This window comes from Streptomyces sp. NPDC096048, from assembly GCF_044763415.1.
Classification (GTDB): Bacteria; Actinomycetota; Actinomycetes; order Streptomycetales; family Streptomycetaceae; genus Streptomyces.
In genome coordinates, this window is the sequence record NZ_JBIWGG010000012.1 from 160,523 (window position 1) to 180,890 (window position 20,368).

At 72.1% G+C, this 20,368-nt stretch carries 18 protein-coding genes; 4 read left to right on the top strand and 14 right to left on the bottom strand.

Annotated features, from left to right (window positions below; translation table 11 throughout):
• Positions 1 to 34 precede the first annotated feature (34 nt).
• Positions 35 to 682 carry a TetR/AcrR family transcriptional regulator gene (locus ACIQ6R_RS30690; protein ID WP_404224834.1) on the bottom strand — a complete coding sequence of 216 codons (648 nt, stop codon included), beginning with the start codon at positions 680 to 682 and terminating at the stop codon, positions 35 to 37.
• An 83-nt stretch (positions 683 to 765) separates the two neighbouring features.
• Here ACIQ6R_RS30690 and ACIQ6R_RS30695 point away from each other — a divergent pair, with 83 nt between their 5' ends.
• Together ACIQ6R_RS30695 and ACIQ6R_RS30700 are read left to right on the top strand one after the other, a co-directional pair.
• Positions 766 to 1,731, top strand: coding sequence for a DMT family transporter (locus ACIQ6R_RS30695; RefSeq protein WP_404224835.1), 966 nt, complete (start codon positions 766 to 768; stop codon positions 1,729 to 1,731).
• 188 nt (positions 1,732 to 1,919) lie between these two features.
• Positions 1,920 to 3,101 (top strand): Cmx/CmrA family chloramphenicol efflux MFS transporter, encoded by a 1,182-nt coding sequence (locus ACIQ6R_RS30700; RefSeq protein WP_404224837.1) that lies wholly within the window; start codon positions 1,920 to 1,922, stop codon positions 3,099 to 3,101.
• Between the two features lie 61 nt (positions 3,102 to 3,162).
• Here ACIQ6R_RS30700 and ACIQ6R_RS30705 read toward each other — a convergent pair whose 3' ends face one another.
• The 7 genes from ACIQ6R_RS30705 to ureA all read right to left on the bottom strand — a co-directional run bounded on the left by ACIQ6R_RS30705 (position 3,163) and on the right by ureA (position 11,170).
• Positions 3,163 to 4,515, bottom strand: a complete 1,353-nt coding sequence (locus ACIQ6R_RS30705; protein WP_404224838.1) for a hypothetical protein — start codon at positions 4,513 to 4,515, stop codon at positions 3,163 to 3,165.
• 95 nt (positions 4,516 to 4,610) lie between these two features.
• A complete protein-coding gene (gene cimA / locus ACIQ6R_RS30710; protein ID WP_404224840.1) occupies positions 4,611 to 6,215 on the bottom strand; it encodes a citramalate synthase in 1,605 nt (534 codons plus the stop codon).
• A gap of 346 nt (positions 6,216 to 6,561) precedes the next feature.
• Positions 6,562 to 7,179 carry a TetR/AcrR family transcriptional regulator gene (locus ACIQ6R_RS30715; RefSeq protein WP_404224842.1) on the bottom strand — a complete coding sequence of 206 codons (618 nt, stop codon included), beginning with the start codon at positions 7,177 to 7,179 and terminating at the stop codon, positions 6,562 to 6,564.
• Complete coding sequence (locus tag ACIQ6R_RS30720) at positions 7,176 to 7,670, bottom strand: hypothetical protein (RefSeq protein ID WP_404183259.1); 495 nt, start codon at positions 7,668 to 7,670, stop codon at positions 7,176 to 7,178. The genes ACIQ6R_RS30715 and ACIQ6R_RS30720 overlap by 4 nt, the downstream gene beginning before the upstream one ends.
• 37 nt (positions 7,671 to 7,707) lie before the next feature.
• A complete protein-coding gene (locus tag ACIQ6R_RS30725) occupies positions 7,708 to 8,745 on the bottom strand; it encodes an agmatine/peptidylarginine deiminase (protein WP_404183262.1) in 1,038 nt (345 codons plus the stop codon).
• An 11-nt stretch (positions 8,746 to 8,756) separates the two neighbouring features.
• A complete protein-coding gene (locus ACIQ6R_RS30730) occupies positions 8,757 to 10,472 on the bottom strand; it encodes an urease subunit alpha (RefSeq protein ID WP_404183265.1) in 1,716 nt (571 codons plus the stop codon).
• A complete protein-coding gene (gene ureA / locus ACIQ6R_RS30735) occupies positions 10,469 to 11,170 on the bottom strand; it encodes an urease subunit gamma (RefSeq protein WP_404183268.1) in 702 nt (233 codons plus the stop codon). Before ureA ends, ACIQ6R_RS30730 begins: the two co-directional genes overlap by 4 nt.
• Positions 11,171 to 11,314: 144 nt before the next feature.
• Here ureA and ACIQ6R_RS30740 point away from each other — a divergent pair, with 144 nt between their 5' ends.
• The gene (locus ACIQ6R_RS30740; RefSeq protein WP_404224844.1) at positions 11,315 to 12,778 is read left to right on the top strand and encodes a cytosine permease; all 1,464 of its coding nucleotides are present in this window, start codon (positions 11,315 to 11,317) and stop codon (positions 12,776 to 12,778) included.
• Between the two features lie 56 nt (positions 12,779 to 12,834).
• Here ACIQ6R_RS30740 and ACIQ6R_RS30745 read toward each other — a convergent pair whose 3' ends face one another.
• From ACIQ6R_RS30745 to ACIQ6R_RS30765, 5 genes are all read right to left on the bottom strand, one after another.
• On the bottom strand, positions 12,835 to 13,923 hold the full coding sequence (locus ACIQ6R_RS30745; RefSeq protein ID WP_404183274.1) for a branched-chain amino acid aminotransferase: 1,089 nt from the start codon (positions 13,921 to 13,923) through the stop codon (positions 12,835 to 12,837).
• 263 nt (positions 13,924 to 14,186) lie between these two features.
• Positions 14,187 to 15,230, bottom strand: coding sequence for a 3-isopropylmalate dehydrogenase (locus tag ACIQ6R_RS30750; protein ID WP_404183277.1), 1,044 nt, complete (start codon positions 15,228 to 15,230; stop codon positions 14,187 to 14,189).
• Positions 15,231 to 15,305: 75 nt separating this feature from the next.
• Positions 15,306 to 15,437, bottom strand: a complete 132-nt coding sequence (locus tag ACIQ6R_RS30755) for a hypothetical protein (RefSeq protein WP_404183280.1) — start codon at positions 15,435 to 15,437, stop codon at positions 15,306 to 15,308.
• 307 nt (positions 15,438 to 15,744) lie between these two features.
• A complete protein-coding gene (gene pruA / locus ACIQ6R_RS30760) occupies positions 15,745 to 17,376 on the bottom strand; it encodes an L-glutamate gamma-semialdehyde dehydrogenase (RefSeq protein ID WP_404183283.1) in 1,632 nt (543 codons plus the stop codon).
• 46 nt (positions 17,377 to 17,422) lie between these two features.
• Positions 17,423 to 18,349, bottom strand: coding sequence for a proline dehydrogenase family protein (locus tag ACIQ6R_RS30765; protein ID WP_404183285.1), 927 nt, complete (start codon positions 18,347 to 18,349; stop codon positions 17,423 to 17,425).
• Positions 18,350 to 18,513: 164 nt separating this feature from the next.
• Here ACIQ6R_RS30765 and ACIQ6R_RS30770 point away from each other — a divergent pair, with 164 nt between their 5' ends.
• Positions 18,514 to 19,719: a PucR family transcriptional regulator gene (locus ACIQ6R_RS30770; RefSeq protein WP_404183288.1), complete on the top strand. Its 1,206-nt coding sequence runs from the start codon at positions 18,514 to 18,516 to the stop codon at positions 19,717 to 19,719.
• Here ACIQ6R_RS30770 and ACIQ6R_RS30775 read toward each other — a convergent pair.
• Positions 19,700 to 20,290, bottom strand: coding sequence for a TetR/AcrR family transcriptional regulator (locus ACIQ6R_RS30775; protein WP_404224846.1), 591 nt, complete (start codon positions 20,288 to 20,290; stop codon positions 19,700 to 19,702). The genes ACIQ6R_RS30770 and ACIQ6R_RS30775 overlap by 20 nt on opposite strands.
• Positions 20,291 to 20,368 lie beyond the last annotated feature (78 nt).

Here is a 20,368-nt window from a genome sequence, read left to right on the forward strand (position 1 = left end):
GATGACGAGGCGCGCGGCAGTGGAGGACCCGGGCTCACCGGAGCGGTGCGCCCCGCCCGGCCGCCGCCCCGTTTTCCAGCAGGTCCCGCGCCTGGTCGAGGGCCTGGCCGAAGGGGTCCGGGAAGACGCCCAGCCCGTGCGTGACCAGCGCGCCCTCGTGCAGCAGCATCAGCGTGCGCGCCAGCCGGTCCACCCCCGCCCCGCCGGCCGCGTCGCCCCGGCCGGCCGCGCCGGCCTCCCGGGCGAGGCGGGCGAACAGGTCGAGCATCCACCGCTTCTGCCCGGTGATGACCGGGTACGCCGGGTGGGCCGGGTCGCTGATCTCCGCATGGGCGTTGATCATGCTGCACCCCTTGGCCCCGTACTCCGCCGCCCACGCGCGCGAGGCCTCGAAGACGGCCAGGACCCGGGCGGCCGGGCCCTGCCCCGAGGCCGCCTCCAGACGGTCGGCCAGCATCTCCCGCCAGCGCTCGTCGCGCGCGGCCAGGTACTCCACGACGATCTGCTCCTTCGAGCCGAACCGGTCGTACAGCGTCTTCTTGGTCACCCCGGCCTCGGCGGCGATGAGGTCCACGCCCACGGCATGGATGCCGCGCTCGTAGAACAGCCGCTCGGCGGCTTCCAGGACGCGTCGCGCGCCGGGCGTCATGCGGACGCGGTGCGGCTTCTCCACAGGCTCCATATCCACGAGTATACCGACCTGTATAGTGGGCACCCGGAACGTAAGTAAACCGATCTGTCTACTTCAACCCGGATGTGGTCGACGTGAACGCACTGCTCTCGGTCGCCTTCGTACTGTGCTGGAGCTCCGGCTTCATCGGCGCCAAGCTCGGCGCCGGAACGGCGGACGCGACCACGCTCCTGATGTGGCGCTTCCTGCCACTCGCCGTGGTCCTCGTCGCCGTCGCGGCCGTCTCCCGCGCGGCGTGGCGGGGCCTGACGCTCCGGGACGCCGGCCGGCAGATCGCCGTCGGCGCCCTGTCGCAGAGCGGGTATCTGCTCAGCGTCTACTACGCCATCCAGCTCGGCGTCTCCAGCGGCACCACCGCGCTGATCGACGGTGTCCAGCCGCTCGTCGCCGGTGCGCTCGCCGGCCCGCTGCTGCGGCAGTACGTCTCGCGCCGGCAGTGGCTCGGACTGTGGCTGGGGCTGGCCGGCGTCGCCACGGTCACGGTCGCCGACGCCGCGGCGGCGGGAGCGGACGTGGCCTGGTGGGCGTACTTCGTGCCCTTCCTCGGCATGCTGTCGCTGGTGGCGGCCACCTTCCTGGAGGGCCGCTCACGCCTGCCGGTCGAGCCCCGGGTGGCGCTGACGATCCACTGCGCGACCAGCGCCGTCCTCTTCTCGGGCCTGGCGTTCGGCACCGGGGCCGCGGCCCCGCCGGCCGAGTCCTCGTTCTGGGTGGCGACCGCCTGGCTCATCGTGCTGCCCACCTTCGGCGGCTACGGGCTGTACTGGCTGATCCTGCGACGGTCCGGAATCACCGAGGTCAACACCCTCATGTTCCTCATGGCCCCGGTCACGGCCGTGTGGGGCGCCCTGATGTTCGGTGAACCCTTCGGCGTACAGACCGCGCTCGGCCTGGCCGTCGGCCTCGCGGCGGTCGTCGTGGTCCGGCGCGGGGGCGGCGGCGGGGGCGGCGACGGGTCGCGGACCCGTCCCGTCCGGTCCACCCGGCCCGCCCGCTCGGCCGCCGCATACTCGGTCGTGTCCTGTGCCGAGAGGCGCTAATCTGTCCGACGTGAACAGCCCCGAAGCGTCCAGACTCCGGCCACCGGTCCTCCGGTGGCCGTTCGTGATGCCGGGCTGAGGGACGCGCCGCGCGCGTACCCGTAGTCGCCGCTGTCTCCACCGCCGCCCGCCGGACGACCGACCGCCGTGTCGTGTTCGACGTCGACTTCCGGGTGCGGAGTTTCCTCATGCCGTTCGCTCTTCTTCTGCTGGGCCTTGCCGTGTTCGCCCAGGGAACGTCCGAGTTCATGCTGTCCGGGCTGGTGCCGGACATCGCCAGGGACCTACAGGTCACCGTGCCGGCCGCGGGGGCGCTGACCTCCGCCTTCGCGGTGGGCATGGTCGTCGGGGCGCCGCTGATGGCGGCGCTCGGCCGGCGCTGGTCACGACGGGGCGCCCTGCTGGGCTTCCTGATCGTCTTCCTCGCCGTCCATGTGGTCGGTGCCGCCACCGACAGTTTCGGAGTGCTGCTGGCCACGCGGGTGGTCGGGGCGCTGGCCGACGCCGGGTTCCTGGCCGTCGCCCTGGTGGCCGCCACGGGGATGGTCGCCCCGGAGGCGAAGGGGCGGGCCACGTCCACTCTGCTCGCCGGGGTCACGCTGGCCTGCGTGGTCGGGGTGCCCGCCGGGGCACTGCTCGGGCAGCTGTGGGGCTGGCGGTCGGCGTTCTGGGCGGTGGCGCTGCTGTCGGTACCCGCCGTGGTGGCGGTCGCCCGGTCGGTTCCGGGCGGGGCCGCCGACGTCGCTCCTCCCCCGCTGCGGGGCGAGGTACGGGCCCTGCGCAGCCCGCACCTCCTGGTCACGCTGCTGCTGGGAGCGCTGGTGAACGGGGCGACCTTCTGCGCGTTCACCTACCTCGCGCCGCTGGCCACCGAGGTCGGCGGGCTCGACGACGCGTGGGTGCCCGGCGTGCTGGCGCTGTTCGGGGCGGGGGCGTTCGCCGGGGTGAGTGCGGGCGGGCGGTTCGCCGACCGGCGTCCGCTGCCGGTGGTGACGGCGGGCGGTGCCACGCTGTGCGCCGGGTGGTGCGCGCTCGCGCTCGGCGCCGGTGACCCGGTTCCGGCCCTCACCCTCGTGTTCCTGCTGGGCGCCCTCTCCTTCGGGGTCGGCTCCACGCTCATCTCGCAGGCGCTGTACGCGGCGCCGGGTGCGCCCACGCTGGCCGGGGGCTTCGCGACGGCCGCGTTCAACGTGGGGGCGGCGTTGGGTCCGTGGGCCGGGGGTGCGGCGATCGGCGCGGGGTTCGGGTACCGGTCGCCGGTGTGGGTCAGCGCGGGACTCGTCGCCGCCGCCCTCGTTCTCGCCGTCGCGGCGTCGGCTGTGCGGCGGGCGTCCCGGGCACCGCGGTCGTCCCGCGTGACGCCGGTCTGAATATCTCGATACCGGTCCGACTCCGGCCCCGCCCGGCGGCGGGGCACCGTCGGGAGCGCCGTCAGAAGCCTCCGCCGAAGTCGCCTCCGCCGCCGAAACCGCCGCCCCCGCCGAAGTCGCCGCCCCCGAATCCGCCGCCGAAGTCGCCCGGGTCGAAGTCCGCGCCGGAGACGTCGCCGCCCTCGTGGCCGCCGAAGTCGCCGTAGCCGGCACCGTAACCGGCTCCGTAGGCGGGGCCCGCCATCATGCTGCCCAGCATGGTGCCGACCAGCAGGCCGGGCAGGATGCCGCCGCCGAAGTAGCCGCCCGCCCAGGGTCCGTAGGCCGGGCCCGCGTCCCAGTAGGGGCGGCGGCCGTACTCGGTGTCCACCTCGCGGATCATCGGGTCGCGTCCGTCGGAGAGGCGGGCCTGGTCGGCGGCGCAGACCGGGACCTGGCGGGTGGCACCGCCCTGCGGGGTCCAGGTGACGTCGGCGACCGACGGGCCGTGGCGCGGGTCGAAGAAGCAGGGCGGGCGGCGTTCGGGCAGCTGCCTGCCCTCGCGGCGGGCGGCGAGCTGTGCGAGCGAGAAGCGGCCGTCCTCCAGGGCCTGGGTGACCGCGCGGACGTCCTCCGGTTTACGGGCGTCGCCCATGAACGTCTTGGCCTGCTCGTAGGCGTCGAGGGCGCGTTCGTAGTCCGTGCGCATCGCGTCGTCGGCGCGCGGTTCCGCCGGGTGGAAGTCCAGACGGTCGAGTTCCTCGCCGAACGCCGTGATGTCCTCGTCGACCACCACGCGCAGCCTCTCCAGCGCCTCCCGCTGCTCCTCCTCGCGGCGGCGCCGATTGCGCCGGGAGAGCGCGTAGACGCTCGCGCCGCCGATGGCCACGACCGCGCCGGCGGTGATCAGCGCACCGGTCGGCGCCGAGGCGCCGCCGGAGTCCCAGGACGAGGGTGCGGAGCCGCGCACGCTGCGCAGCGCGTCGTCGACGAAGTCGTTCAGCTGGGCCTTGGTGTCGCCCGCGCCCTGCGCGGCCGTGACCAGGTTCTCCACGCCCTGGCGGCTCAGCACCCTGCTGTCGGCGCGTGCGTCGAACTGATCGCCGAGCCGGACGCCGTACAGACCGGTGATGCCGGTCTCGGTACGCAGGTTCCGGAAGAGGTTCTCGGTCGGGTAATCGGCGGGGAGGACCGCCACGAAGACGGGTTCGTTCGCGTCCTCGATCTTGTCGGCGAGCGCTTCCGCGTCCGCCGACGACAGCAGGTCGGCGGCGGCCGGGTCCACGTACACGGGACTCTCGCGCAGGGCCGCGCCGATCTCGGAGACGTCGGTGGCCGCCTGGGCGCCCGGCGCACCGGCCATCAGCACCGCCAGCGCGGCGATGACCGGCGCGACCAGGAGGCGTATGAGGACTCGAACACGTGCGTCCTTCATACGTTCGAAAGTACCCGAATCGACCCCAATAAGACATCAGTACGGGTCAGGAAACCGACCGGGACACCGTCGGGAGGACCGGACCGGGCACCGGCTCACCCGGCGGGTGCGACCCCCGCCCGCAGCAGCCCGTACGTGTAGGCGTCCTCCAGGGCCTGCCACGAGGCGGCGATGACGTTCTCCGCGACGCCCACCGTGGACCACTCCCCCGTCCCGTCGCTCGTGGAGATGAGGACCCTCGTCGTGGACTGGGTGCCGTGCACGCCCTCCAGGATGCGGACCTTGTAGTCGACCAGGTCGAGCTTGGCCAGCTCCGGGTAGATCTTCTCCAGGGCGACCCGCAGGGCGCGGTCCAGGGCGTTGACCGGCCCGTTGCCCTCGGCCGTGGCGACGATGCGCTCACCCTTGGCCCAGAGCTTGACCGTGGCCTCGTTGGCGTGGGTGCCGTCGGGGCGGTCCTCGGCGATCGAGCGCCAGGACTCGACGTCGAAGTACTCGAGGGGGCTGCCCTCGGCCTCGGCGCGCAGCAGGAGTTCGAAACTCGCGTCCGCGGCCTCGTAGGTGTAGCCCGCCAGCTCGCGTTCCTTCACGCGCTCGACGACCCGGCCGACCAGTTCGCGGTCGCCGCCGAGGTCGATGCCGAGTTCCTTGCCCTTCAGCTCGATGGAGGCGCGGCCGGCCATGTCGGAGACCAGCATCCGCATGGTGTTGCCGACCAGCTCGGGGGCGATGTGCTGGTACAGGTCGGGATCGACCTTGATCGCGGAGGCGTGCAGACCGGCCTTGTGCGCGAAGGCGGAGACGCCGACGTAGGGCTGGTGGGTGGAGGGGGTGAGGTTGACGACCTCGGCGACGGCGTGGGAGATGCGGGTCATCTCGCGGAGCCTGCCCTCGGGGAGGACCCGCTTGCCGTACTTCAGCTCCAGCGCGGCCACGACCGGGAACAGGTTGGCGTTGCCGACGCGCTCGCCGTAGCCGTTCGCCGTGCACTGGACGTGGGTCGCGCCCGCGTCGACCGCGGCGAGGGTGTTGGCGACGGCGCAGCCGGTGTCGTCCTGGGCGTGGATGCCGAGCCGGGCGCCGGTGTCGGCCAGTACCGTGCCGACCACGGCCTGGATCTGCGCCGGGAGCATGCCGCCGTTGGTGTCGCAGAGGATGACGACGTCGGCGCCCGCTTCCGAGGCGGCGCGGACGACGGCCTTCGCATACTCGGGGTTGGCGCGGTAGCCGTCGAAGAAGTGCTCGCAGTCGACGAAGACCCGGCGGCCCCGCGCGACGAGGTGGGAGACGGTGTCCCGCACCATCGCCAGGTTCTCGTCGAGCGTGGTGCGCAGGGCGAGTTCGACGTGCCGGTCGTGGGACTTGGCGACCAGGGTGATCACCTGGGCGCCGGACTCCAGGAGCGCTTTGACCTGGTGGTCCTCGGCGGCGGTCGCACCCGGGCGGCGGGTGGAGCCGAAGGCCACCAGCCGGGCGTGCTTGAAGTCGATCTCCTGCTGCGCGCGGGCGAAGAACTCGGTGTCCCGCGGGTTCGCGCCGGGCCAGCCGCCCTCGATGAAGCCCACACCGAAGTCGTCCAGGTGCCGTGCGATGGCCAGCTTGTCCGCGACCGTGAGGTTGATGCCCTCGCGCTGCGCACCGTCGCGCAGGGTGGTGTCGAAGACGTGGAACGAATCGTCGAGTTCGCTGGGTGCGGTCATGATCTGAAGACTCCTGTTGGGGATCTCGGTCTACCGGAATGACCGGTTCCACCGTCCGTCTATGATCCCGCACGCTCTCTTCCCGGCTGGGGGTGGGCCAGGAAAACGAAAAACCTCTCGCGGGTGCGAGAGGTCTGCGCGCGGGTCGAGGACGACGGTGTCCACCCGTACCTTGGTCGTACGTGGTGGTCACTGCGGACCGGCGCGCCTGCTGCCAATAATCGTGGCGAACGAGAGCACGGGGGCAGTCTGGCACAGACCGCCCCCGTGTTCACCGACCGTCTCAGGATGCGAGCGCCGTGCTGGTCACGCGTGCCGTAGGCCCGCGGTCGGCCCGGGCGCGTGGTCAGGCGTCCGGGCCCAGGCTCTCGTCCAGGAACTCCCGTACATGGCCGAGAACCCGCCCCCGGTCCGTCCCGCGCAGTCCGATCGCCACGTGGATGGCGAAGCCGTCGAGGAGGGCGCGCAGCCGGGCGGCGAAGCGGTCGGGGTCGACGGGGCGGAACTCGCCGCGCGAGACGCCCTCGGCGAGCAGGGCCACCAGGTCGCGGTGCCAGGCGCCCTCGATGGCGGCCTGCCGGTCGCGGGCGGCGGATTCGTCGGCGGCGCTCTGCGAGCGGTTCCAGACCTCCATCCACAGCGTCCAGTGCGGATCGCGGTGGCCCTCGGGGACGTACAGGCCGACGTAGGCGTCGAGGCGTTCCCGGGCCGTTCCCGGCCGGGTCAGCAGGCGGCCGCGTTCGACGCCGAGCCGGCCCTCGCTCCACTCCAGGGTGCGCAGCAGCAGTTCGTCCTTGGAGCGGAAGTAGTAGAGGAGGTGGCCGCTGCTCATGCCGACCTCGCGGCCGAGTGCCGCCATGGTGAGTTTCTCCAGACCGCGCTCGGCGATCATCTCCATGGCGGCGGCGAGGACGTCCTCGCGCGGTGGGGCGGTGTTGCGGCGGCGGGCGCCCGGGGTGCTCATGCCGAGGCCACCCGGACCGCGTCCGGGAGGAAGCGGATCTCCCACGGCCCGTAACACTCGCTGTGCCAGGTGGCCACCGCTGCTCCGCACCCCCCGCACACCTGGTTGGGCCCTTCCATGCCGAGTGCTCCGCAGCACCCCGACTCCTGGACGTCCGGATTGCCGGACAGCCGCTCGCGGGCGTCCTCCGGGTTGACCACCAGGGTGCCGCGCGGCCCCCTGGAGACCATGGTGCGGGGGCCGTCCAACTCCCCCACCGAGACTCCGGGCAGGGTCGCCCCTTCCCACTCCGGGTCCGGGTGCGGCACGTACGGCGCCCCGCTCGGCTCGGGGTCCACCGCGTACCCGCCGGGCGGCAGGGTCGGCGGGGCGTGCCGCGAGCCGTCGGGGTTCTCCAGTCCGTCGTACTCCGGGTGCGGTGGCACCTCGGGCAGAAGACGCAGCGGCTCGGTCAGTCGGTGTCCGCAGGCCGTGCAGAGCAGTACATCCACCCGTACGTTCTACCCGATCGCCGAAGCCGCCCCGCCGTCAGCCCGTCCTCGGCTGCTGCTGCGTGATGCAGTGGATGCCGCCGCCGCCCGCGAAGATCGTGCGCGCGTCCACCAGGGTCACCGTGCGCCGCGGGTGGAGCCGGCGGAAGATGCCGGCCGCGATCTCGTCGCGCGGGTCGTCGAAGCCGCAGAGCACGACGCCGCCGTTGCAGAGGTAGTGGTTGATGTAGGAGTAGTCCGCCCAGTGCCCGTCGGCCTCCAGGACGGTCGGGGCGGGCACCTCGACGACCTCCAGGCGGCGCCCCCGGGCGTCGGTGGCCGAGCGCAGGATGCCGATGGCCTCCTTGGTCACCTCGTGGTCGGGGTGGGCCGGGTCGGGCTGGTGGTGGGCGACGACGACGCCGGGGGCGGCGAAGGCGGCGACGATGTCGACGTGGCCGAGGGTGCCGAAGCCGTACGGGGGGTAGTCGCCGGCGAGGCCGCGCGGCAGCCAGATCGCCTTGCGGGTGCCGAGGTGGGCGTGGATCTCCGCCTCGACCCGCTCCTTCGTCCAGCCGGGGTTGCGCTCGGGCCCGAGCTGCACGGTCTCGGTGAGCAGGACGGTGCCCTCACCGTCGACGTGGATGCCGCCGCCCTCGTTGACCAGCGGTGAGGTGTACGTCCGGGCGCCCGCGAGGTCGGCGACGTGCGCGCCGATCTTCGCGTCGTGGTCCCAGCGGGCCCAGTCCTGGGCGCCCCAGCCGTTGAAGGTCCAGTCGACGGCGGCCAGTTCGGTGCCGTCCGTGAGGAAGGTGGGGCCGATGTCGCGCATCCAGGCGTCGTCCAGGTCGCGCTCGACCGTGTCGATCCCGTCGCCCAGCAGGGTGCGCGCCTCGGCCGACTGACCCGGGCCGCACACCACCGTGACCGGCTCGAAGCGGTGGACGGCACGGGCGACGGACGCCCAGGCGATACGCGCGGCGGACAGCTCCTCGGGGCTCTCGAAGGTGGGGTTGGGGCCCGGCCACGCCATCCAGGTGCGCTCGTGCGGAGCCCATTCGGGGGGCATGCGGAAGCCGTCGGCGGCAGGGGTCATCGCGGGTACCTTCACAGGAAGTAGAGGCGGTTGAGGGAGACGGACTCGGCCGGTTCGGAGCGCAGCGGGTCGCCGTCCAGGGTGACCAGGCCCGTGCGCTGGTCGACGTCGACCGCGCCGGTACGGGAGTTCAGGCGCAGGTCGGCCGGGCCGATGCCGCGGGTGCCGCGCACCGCGACCCGGCGGCGACGGGTCGGCATCGTGTCGCCGCCCTGGTCGAGAGCGGCCTGGGCGACGAAAGCCACCGAGATGTCGGCGGGCGTGGCGCCGTGCGCGCCGAACTGCGGGCCCAGCACCAGGGGTTCGCAGGTGTCGGTGGCCGCGTTGGGGTCGCCGACCACGCCGTACGCCGGGAAGCCCGACTTGAGGACGAGCTGCGGCTTGGCACCGAAGTACTCCGGGCGCCACAGGACGATGTCGGCGAGCTTGCCGACCTCGATCGAGCCGACCTCGTGGGAGAGGCCGTGGGCGATGGCGGGGTTGATGGTCAGCTTCGCCATGTAGCGCAGGACGCGCTCGTTGTCGTGGTCGTCGTCGGGGGCGCCGAACTCGGCCTTCATCTTGCCGGCCATGGCGAAGGTGCGGCGGACCGTCTCACCGGCCCGGCCCATGCCCTGCGCGTCCGAGGAGGTGATGCCGATCGCGCCGAGGTCGTGCAGCACGTCCTCGGCGCCCATGGTCCCGGCGCGGATGCGGTCGCGGGCCATGGCGGCGTCGCCCGGCAGGTCGGTCTTCAGGTCGTGGACGGAGACGATCATGCCGTAGTGCTCGGCGACCGCGTCCCGGCCGAAGGGCAGGGTGGGGTTGGTGGAGGAGCCGATGACGTTGGGGACACCGGCCATCTTCAGCACGTTGGGGACGTGCCCGCCGCCGCAGCCCTCGATGTGGAAGGCGTGGATGGTGCGGCCCTCCAGGACACGGAGGGTGTCCTCCACGGAGAGGCACTCATTCAGGCCGTCGCTGTGCAGCGCCACCTGGACGTCGTGCTCCTCGGCGACGCGCAGGGCGGTGTCGAGGGCGCGGGTGTGGGCGCCCATGTCCTCGTGCACCTTGAAGCCGCTCGCGCCGCCCTCGGCCAGCGCCTCGACGAGCGGCGCCTCGTGGGACGACGAACCCCGTCCGAGGAACCCGATGTTGACCGGCCAGGCGTCGAACGCGCCGAACGCGTGCTTCAGCGCCCAGGGCGAGTTGACGCCGACGCCCCAGACGGGGCCGAACTCCTGGCCGATGATCGTCGTCACGCCGGACGCGAGCGACGCCTCCATGACGCGCGGGGAGAGCAGGTGGACGTGGGTGTCGACGGCGCCGGCGGTGGCGATGAGGCCCTCGCCGGAGACGATGGACGTGCCCGTGCCGACCACGACGTCGACCCCGTCGAGGGTGTCGGGGTTACCGGCCCGGCCGATCCCGCGGATCCGGCCCTCGCGGATGCCGATGGAGACCTTCCTGATCCCCTGGGCGGCGTCGATCACGACGACGTTGCTGATCACGACGTCGCAGGTCTCGCGGACGGCGGCGGCCTTGAGGTGCAGTCCGTCGCGTGCGGTCTTGCCGAACCCGGCGAGGAACTCGTCGCCGTAGCGCTGGGCGTCGGACTCGACGCGGATCACCAGCCCCGAGTCGCCGAGGCGGACGCGGTCGCCGGCGCGGGGGCCGTGGGTGGCGGCGTAGGCGTGGGGGTCGATGTGGATCGACTCGCTGATCTCGCGTCCCTTCGAGCGGCTCATCGCCCGCCTCCTTCCGGTGTGGTGATCCCCAGGTATCCGCAGGCCGCGGCCCGCCGCAGCGCCTCCTCCTTGGCCCCCGGCGCGTCCAGCGGACCGTCGACCAGGCCGGCGAAGCCGATCGCGATCCGCCGGCCGCCGATGGGCACGAGGCCGACCTCGGCGCTCTCCCCGGGTCCGAAGCGGACCGAGGAACCGGCGGGGACGGCGAGGCGCATGCCGTAGGCCCGCTCGCGGTCGAAGTCCAGGCGCGGGTTGGCCTCGAAGAAGTGGAAGTGCGAGGTCACGGAGACCGGCACGGTCGCGGTGTTGGTGACCGGGACACGCACCGCGGCCTCGGGTTCCGCGTGACCGGGGCCCGGCAGCAGGGCCCCCGGGCCCGCCGGTCCGAGCGCCCCGCCCCCGATGGGGTCGGAGACGACCGCGAGCCGGGAGCCGTCGTCGAAGACGGCCTCCACATGCACCTCGGTGACCACGTCCGCGACACCGGGCAGCACGTCGTCCGGGCCGAGTACGGACCGGGCCCGTTCGATCGCCTCCGCGAGGCGGGCACCGTCGCGGGCGGCCTCGCACACGGTGTCCGCGATCAGCGCGGTCGCCTCCGGCACGTTCAGCCTGAGCCCGCGCGCGCGGCGGGCACGGGCCAGCTCGGCCGCTCCGAAGAGCAGCAGCCGGTCACGTTCCGTGGGAGTCAGTCTCACGACGCGGTACCTCCTTGCCGACATGACATTAGAGCAACACTCTAAACATGCGATTCCTGCAACGGAAGGATTGACGGACCGACGGGGCAGACGTCACATTGAACGTCGCTCTAAACCTCAGGCGGCCGTCGAAGGAGACCAGCCATGCCGATAGAACAGCGCGGAGTCGACACCATCCCCGAAGGGGAACGCACCAGCGGGCCCCGGGACCTGGTCTCGATCCTGCTGGGGTCCAATCTCTGCCTGGGCGTGATCGTCTTCGGCTGGCTGCCGCCGTCCTTCGGCCTCGACTGGTGGGCGTCGGTCAGCTCGGTGGTGGCGGGTACGGTCGTCGGCACCCTCTTCACGGCTCCGCTGGCCCTGGTCTCCCTGCGCACCGGCACCAACCTGTCCACGTCGTCCGGCGCCCAGTTCGGCGTGCGCGGACGACTGGTCGGCTCGGTGCTCGGCCTGCTCCTCGCCCTCGGCTACACCGCGCTGACCGTGTGGATCGGCGGCGACGTGATGATGGGCGTGCTGGGCCGGCTCTTCGGCCTGCCGCAGGGCGGGGCCGCGTACGCCGTGGTCTACGGGCTGCTCGCCGCGGCGACCGTGGCGGGCGCGGTCTACGGCTACCGGGTGCTGCTCGCCATGTCCCGGGTGCTGGCCTTCGGCATGACCGCCCTGCTGGTCCTGGGCGTGATCGCCTACGCCCCCGACTTCACGACCGCCGCGCTGCCGGACGCGGGCGGGTACCTGCTGGGCGGGTTCTGGCCGACGTGGCTGCTCGCGGCCGTGGCCGCCGGCCTGTCCGGGCCGGTCGCCTTCATCACCCTGCTCGGCGACTACACCCGGTACATCTCCCCGGCCCGCTTCTCCTCCCGCCGGGTACTGCACGCGACCTGGCTGGGGCTGATGCTGGGCCTGCTGGTGCCGCAGCTCTTCGGCACCTTCACCGCGTACGCCGCCCGCGCCGCCCTGGACTACGCCGGGCCGCTGGTCGACGCCGCCCCCACCTGGTACCTGGTCCCGCTGCTGCTCGCCGCCTCCGCGGGCTCGGTCGGCAACGCGGGGCTGATGCTGTACTCCATGGGCCTGGACCTGGACGCCATCCTGCCGCGCGCCTCCCGGGCCCGGGCCACCTGCGCGGTCGCCGTGGTCGCCACGGCCTGTGTCTTCGTCGGGCACTACGCCTGGGACGCGCAGTCGGCGATGACGTCGTTCGTGCTGCTGCTGACGGCGATCGGCACGCCGTGGGCGGTCATCACGATGATCGGCTTCGTCCGCTGCGGCGGGGTGTACGACGCCGACGCGCTCCAGGTCTTCAACCGCCGGGCCCGCGGCGGCGCCTACTGGTACCGGGTCGGCTGGAACGTCCCCGCCACGGTGGCCTGGGCGGTGGGCGCGGCCGTCGGCCTGCTGGCGGTGTCCCTGCCGTCGTACGAGGGCCCGCTGCTGGCCTTCACCGGCGGGGTGGACTGCAGCTTCCTGCTGTCGGGGCTGGTGGGCGGGGTGGTGTACCTGGTGTGGACACCGGGTGCCGGTGCCGCCGTGGTGACGGCACCCGGGGAGGCGCCGGTCGGGCCCGCTTCCCGCCCGACCGAGTCGAGTGGTGGGCGGCGGGCATAGGCCGGGGGTCCGGGGGCGGAGCCCCCGGCGACGCCCGGCCTATGCCGCCGGAGTCCTCACGCCAGGCGGTGCATCCACCCGTGCGTGTCCTCGGCCGTGCCCCGCTGGATGTCCAGCAGCGCGCTACGCAGCCGCCGTGTCACCTCGCCGGGCTCGCCCCCGCTCTGCTGCCACTGGGCACCGGCCCGCTTCACCGTGCCGACCGGAGTGATCACGGCCGCGGTGCCGCAGGCGAAGACCTCGGTGAGGGTGCCGTTCTCCGAGTCGCGCTGCCACTGCTCGACCGAGACGCGGCCCTCCTCGGCCTCGTAGCCGAGGTCGCGGGCGACCGTGAGGAGGGAGTCGCGGGTGACGCCCTCCAGGATGGAGCCGGTGAGGGCCGGGGTGACGATCTTGTCCCCGTAGACGAAGTACAGGTTCATGCCGCCGAGTTCCTCGACCCACTGGTGCTCGACCGCGTCGAGGTAGCAGACCTGGTCGCAGCCCTTCGCGGCGGCCTCGGCCTGGGCGAGCAGGGAGGCGGCGTAGTTGCCGCCGGTCTTGGCGTCGCCCATGCCGCCGGGGACGGCGCGGACCCGGTCCTCGGAGACCCAGATGGAGACCGGCTTGACGCCGCCGGGGAAGTAGGCGCCGGCCGGGGAGGCGATGACGATGAAGAGGTACTCGTTGGCCGGCTTCACACCCAGACCCACCTCGGTGGCGATCATGAAGGGGCGGAGGTAGAGGGACTCCTCGCCGCCGTGCCCGGGCACCCAGTTCCGGTCCTGCCGGACAAGGGCGTCGCACGCCTCGATGAACGTCTCCACCGGCAGCTCCGGCATGCCGAGCCGGCGCGAGGACGCCTGGAAGCGCTGCGCGTTCTTCTCCGGGCGGAAGGTGGCGACGGACCCGTCGGGGCGCCGGTAGGCCTTCAGACCCTCGAAGATCTCCTGCGCGTAGTGCAGGACCATGGTGGCCGGGTCGAGGGAGAGCGGGGCGTACGGAACGAGCTGACCGTCGTGCCAGCCCCGGCCCTCGGTCCACTTCACCGTCACCATGTGATCGGTGAAGTGGCGGCCGAACCCGGGGTTGGCCAGGATCGCCTGCCGCTCCGTGTCGGAGAGCGGGTTGGCGGAGGGCTTGAGCTCGATCGTGGGCGTCGTCATGGGTTGATGTCCTTCACCGGTTCGGTTGTGACGGGCCGCGGTCACGCCCGTACGGCCGGTGGCCGGTGCTAGGACGTCCGAGCATTCCCTCATGTCGCGGCTTCGCGTTCGATTATCGCGCGCGAGTGGCGATGGCTGAAACGGGGTGAATGCGGCCCAGGGTTCGATGGTCGCACCTGGCGGACGCAGGAGAAAGCCGCCGGGTGCCTTGTTTTGAGACCCGGCGGCTTCGAAACGGATTCGATCGAGTGGCGCGGCGGGTGTCAGCCGGCTACTCGTACGGCGAGCGCGTCGCCGATCTCGGAGGTGCTCCGGGCGGGCAGGTCCCCGCGCTCGCCGAGGTCCGCGGAGACGGCGTCCTCGATCCGGGTGGCCTCGGCCTCGTGACCGAGGTGGCGCAGCAGCAGGGCGACGGACAGCACCGTGGCGGTGGGGTCGGCCTTGCCCTGGCCGGCGATGTCGGGCGCGGAACCGTGGACCGGCTCGAACATCGAGGGGAAGTCGCCGGAGGGGTTGATGTTCCCGCTCGCGGCGACGCCGATGCCGCCGGAGACGGCCGCGGCGAGGTCGGTGATGATGTCGCCGAAGAGATTGTCGGTGACGATCACGTCGAAGCGCTCGGGCTGGGTGACGAGGTAGATCGTCGCCGCGTCGACGTGCATGTACTCGGTGGTGACCTCGGGGTACTCCGCGGCCACCTTGTCGAAGACGTTCGTCCACAGGTGACCGGCGAAGGTCAGCACGTTGTTCTTGTGGATCAGCGCCAGCTTCTTGCGCGGGCGGGCCTGCGCGCGGGCGAAGGCGTCGCGGACGACGCGCTCGACACCGAAGGCCGTGTTGACGGAGACCTCGGTGGCGACCTCGTGCTCGGTGCCCTTGCGGATGGTGCCGCCGTTGCCGGTGTAGGGGCCCTCGGTGCCCTCGCGGACGACGACGAAGTCGATCTCCGGCTGCCCGGCGAGCGGGGTGGCGACACCCGGCAGCAGCTTGGACGGCCGCAGGTTGACGTGGTGGTCGAAGGCGAAGCGGAGCTTGAGCAGGAAGCCGCGCTCCAGGACGCCGGACGGCACTGACGGGTCGCCGATCGCGCCGAGCAGGATGGCGTCGTGCGCCTTGAGGGCGTCGAGGTCGGCGTCGGTGAGCGTCTCACCGGTGGCGTGGTAGCGCCGGGCGCCGAAGTCGAACTCCTTGGTCTCCAGCTTCACATCCTGCGGAAGGACGGCGGAGAGGACCTTGAGACCTTCGGCCACGACCTCCTGGCCGATGCCGTCACCGGGAATCACTGCGAGATTGAGGCTGCGAGACATGACGGCACCCTACCCCTCGTCCCACGGGATGACATGCGGCGTCCGGCATGCGGACGCCGGCCTGTCACCTCCGGCTCAGTGGCCGGTGGCGCCGCCGTTGTCCCGGCGGTCGAGGGCGCGCTGGAGGGCGGCCGCGGCGTTCTTGCGGTCGGAGTCACTGGTGGGGGAGAGATGGCGGACTCGGCGGCGGACGGTCGTCTCGGCCATGGGAATCGACTCCTTCGGCACGCGAAGAGCGCGGAAAGCGAGTGGTACGGGGAGACGCCGGAAGGGGCGGGGAGCGCGGAGCCGCAGGGGTTGCCTGCACGGGGCCCGGCTCACGACCGCCCTTCGCTCGATCGAGCGGGACGTTCGGCTCCTACAAAGTTAAGGGAGTACGGAGCGTCTGTCTCCACAATTACTCGGACTTCCTACTATCTGAGACGGTGCCCTCGGCCACCCGGTCCCGACCTGCGAAAACGCCCGACGGGCCAGGTCGGGTGACCTGGCCCGTCGGGCGTTGTTCCACAGGGCGTCAGCCCATGTGCGGGTACGCGTAGTCGGTCGGCGCGACCAGCGTCTCCTTGATGGCGCGGGTCAGCGTCCAGCGCATCAGGTTCTGCGGAGCGCCGGCCTTGTCGTTGGTGCCGGAGGCACGGCCGCCGCCGAAGGGCTGCTGGCCGACCACGGCGCCGGTCGACTTGTCGTTGATGTAGAAGTTGCCGGCCGCGTAGCGCAGCTTCTCCATCGTGTACGCCGCCGCCGCGCGGTCGTTGGAGACGACCGAGCCCGTGAGGGCGTAGTCGGACACCGACTCCATCTGGGTCAGCATCTCGTCGTACTTGTCGTCCTCGTAGACGTGGACGGCGAGGAACGGGCCGAAGTACTCGGTGCGGAACACCTCGTTCTCCGGGTCGGAGCACTCGACGACCGTCGGACGGACGAAGTAGCCGACCGAGTCGTCGTAGGTGCCGCCCGCGACGATCGTGCAGGTGTCGTCCGCCTTGGCGCGGTCGATGGCGGCCTTGTTCTTGGCGAAGGACCGCTCGTCGATGACGGCGCCCATGAAGTTCGACAGGTCGGTGACGTCACCCATGGTGAGGTAGTCGACCTCGGCGGCGAACTCCTCCTTGAAGCCGTCGTTCCAGATGGACGCCGGGATGTACGCGCGGGAGGTGGCGCTGCACTTCTGGCCCTGGTACTCGAAGGCGCCGCGGGTCAGGGCGGTCTTCAGCACGGCGCGGTCGGCGCTCGGGTGGGCGACCAGGAAGTCCTTGCCGCCGGTCTCGCCGACCAGGCGCGGGTACGTGCGGTACTTCTCGATGTTGTTGCCGACCGTCTTCCACAGGTGCTGGAAGGTCGGAGTCGAGCCGGTGAAGTGGATGCCGGCGAGGTCCCGGTGCTCCAGGGCGACCTCGGAGACCGCGATGCCGTCGCCGGTGACCAGGTTGATGACACCCTTGGGCAGCCCGGCCTCCTCCAGGAGCCGCATCAGCAGCACGGCGGCGTGCGTCTGGGTCGGGGACGGCTTCCAGACCACCACGTTGCCCATCAGGGCCGGGGCGGTGGGCAGGTTGGCCGCGATCGCGCTGAAGTTGAACGGCGTGATCGCGTAGACGAAGCCCTCCAGCGGGCGGTGGTCCATGCGGTTCCACACGCCCTGGGAGTTGGCCGGGGGCTGCTCGGCCAGGATGTTGCGGGCGTAGTGGACGTTGAACCGCCAGAAGTCGATCAGCTCGCAGGGGCTGTCGATCTCGGCCTGCTGGGCCGTCTTGGACTGGCCGAGCATCGTGGAGGCGGCGATGGTCTCGCGCCACGGGCCGGACAGCAGCTCGGCGGCGCGCAGGATGATCGCCGCGCGGTCGTCGAAGGACATCGCGCGCCAGGCCGGGGCGGCGGCCAGGGCGGCGTCGATCGCGTCCTGGGCGTCCTGCTGGGTGGCGTTCGCGTACGTGCCCAGGCGCGCCTTGTGGTTGTGCGGCTGCACGACGTCGAAGCGCTCGCCGCCGCCCATCCGCTTCACGCCGCCGATGGTGCAGGGCAGGTCGATCGGGTTGTCGGCCAGCTCCTTGAGCTTGGCCTCCAGACGGGCGCGCTCGGGCGAGCCGGGGGCGTAGCCGTGCACCGGCTCGTTGACGGGGGTGGGGACCTGGGTCACAGCGTCCATGGGTTCCGTAACTCCTTTAACTGAGCGGTCTTGCGAGCGGGCGGGCTCAGCCCTTGCTGACCATCGAGCGGGCGAAGAACCGGAGGTTGGCCGGCTTCTCCGCCAGACGGCGCATGAAGTAGCCGTACCAGTCGGTGCCGTAGGCGGTGTAGACGCGCATGCGGTGGCCCTCGGCGGCCAGCCGCAGGTGCTCGTCGCCGCGGATGCCGTACAGCATCTGGAACTCGTACTCGTCGAGCTTTCGCCCGGCGGTCCGGGCCAGCTCCTGCGCGATGGAGATCAGACGCGGGTCGTGGGACCCGATCATCGGGTAGCCCTCGCCCTCCATCAGCGTCCGCAGGATGCGCACGTACGCCTTGTCGATCTCGTGGCGCTGCTGGTACGCGACCTCGGCGGGCTCCTTGTAGGCGCCCTTCACCAACCGTACGCGACTGCCGTTGTCGGCGAGCCGGCGCGCGTCGGCCTCGGTGCGGAAGAGGTAGGCCTGGATGACGCAGCCGGTCTGCGGGACGTCCTTCCGCAGCTCCTCGTGGATGGCGAACATCGAGTCGAGGGTGGTGTGGTCCTCGGCGTCGAGGGTGACCGTGGTGCCGATCTCGGCGGCGGCCTCGACGACCGGGCGGACGTTCTTCAGGGCCAGCTCGTGGCCGCCGTCCAGAGCCTGGCCGAACATGGACAGCTTGACCGACATCTCGGCGCGGGCGCCGAGGTCGAGCGGCTTGAGCCGGTCGACCAGCTCCAGGTAGGCGTCGCGGGCGGCCTCGGCCTGCGCGGGGTTGGTGATGTCCTCGCCGACGACGTCCATCGTCAACTCCAGGCCCTGGTCGGTGAGGCCCTGGATGATCGGCAGCACCTCGTCGACCGTCTCGCCGGGGATGAACCGGTCGACGACCGGCTTGGTCACGGGCGCGGCCGAGACCAGCCGACGCATCCGGTCGCTGCGCGACGCGGCGAGAATCACGGGACCCAGCACGGGGCACCTCCACTTACCGACCAACACGAGGCCGCCGCCCGACGAACGGGGGACGGCACGGAGAACCACCGTGAAATCTAAGGATCCACCCGATCGTCGGCCATCGACAGCTGTCACGCATCCGCGCCGCGGATCTCAGACAGATGTATGAAGGGCGCGCGCAAATGCGGCAGAATGCCCGGGTGATGTCGGATTCCAAGGATGACTACCAGGAGCTGGTCGACGAGATCTCCGAGCTGCTGGGCGCACCCGCGACCCTGGAGAACCGCGACTTCGAGCTGATCGCCTTCGGCGCCTACGACAGCGAGGGCGACCTCGATCCGTCCGCCCTCGACCCGGTGCGCACCCGCTCGATCCTGACCCGGCGCTCCACCGCGGCCGTCCGGGCCTGGTTCGAGGGCTTCGGCATCACCCGCGCGACCGGCCCGGTCCGCATTCCACCGACCCCGGAGGCGGGGGTGTACCGGGGGCGCACGTGCCTGCCGGTACGCCACCGGGGTGTCGTCCTCGGCTACGTGTGGCTGCTGGACACCGACCCCGGCCCGACCGATCGGCAGCTGGCCGCGGCCATGGAGGTCACCGCCCGGATCGGCGCGCTGCTCGCGGACGAGGCGCAGCACGGCGCGGACCTGAGCCGGGAGCTGCGGGCCGTGCTGACCGCCGAGCGCGACTGGCAGCGGGACATGGCCGTGGCGGAACTGCGCACCGCCCTCGGCTCCCGCGCGGCGACCCCGCACGCGGTGGTCTGCGTCGCCCCCTGGCCGTCGGCCGACCCCGACGACGCGCCCTCGGTCCGCACGGTGCCGGGGGCGACGGCGCTGTGCACGGTGCCGTGGGGGTCGGCGGGCCAGTCGCTGGCGTTGCTGGTCCGGCTGCGCTCGGCGGACGTACTGACCCCCGCGACGTCGGCCGCGGGGCGGCTGCTGGAGCGGACGCGGGGCACGAGCGGGGCCGGGGGCGCCACGGCGGCCGGGATCTCCGCGCCGCGCACCGGACTGGCGGAGCTGGGGGCGGCCTGGGCGGAGGCGTCGGCGGCGGCCCGGGCGGCGCGCGCCGAGACCCGGTTCGGCCCGGTCGCCGAGTGGACGTCCATCGGGCCGTTCCGCCTGCTGACCGCGCTGCCCCCGCGGTCCGCCCACGACCCCGCCGTACGGGTACTGCTCTCCCCCGCCCACCGCGAACTGACCCGCACCGCCGAGGTCTACCTCGACTGCGCGGGCCAGGCCGGCCGCACCGCCGCCGAGCTGGGCATCCACCGACAGACGCTGTACTACCGCCTCTCCCGCGTCGAACAGCTCACGGGCCTGGACCTGGACGACGGCGAGGACCGGCTGCTGCTCCACATGGCGCTCAAGGCGCACCGCCTGTAGCGGCCTCGATCACCCGGCGCAGACCCTCGGTGAGCTGGGCCGCCTCGGGGGCGGTCTGGGGATCGAAGGTCCACTGCGCGATGAGACCCGTCATCAGGGTCACGTAGAACGTCCCGAGAGTGTCCGCCGCCTCGTCGGAGACGTCCTCCTCCCGTCCGCCCATGAGCGAGGGGATGAGGCCGCGCCCGGCCTCCCGCTGGGCCCGCGCCAGATGGTCGCGCACCTCGGGCATCCGGTCGCCCATGACCAGGATCTCCATGCTGAGGTGCCAGATCGACCCCGGCTCCCGCATGGTCTGGATGATGTTGGTCCACACCACCTGGAACCGCTCGGTCGAGCCGGGTGCGGTCTCGTCCAGCGCGGCCCGGTCCCCCTCGAAGGCGTCCCCCATCCCCTCGACCAGCGAGACGTAGGCCTGCGCGAGCAACGCGTCCTTCGAGCCGTAGTGGTAGCCGATGGACGCCAGGTTGGTCCCCGACTCCTTGACGACGTCCCGCGCGGTGGTGCGCGCGAAGCCCTTCTCCAGCAGGCAGCGCTTGGCGCCTTCCAGCAGATCCTCACGGTGTCCCATCGGACCACCCTACCCCCCGATTCATACACTCGTCCCATACGATCGTACTAGACACTCGTATAAGACGTGCGTACAGTC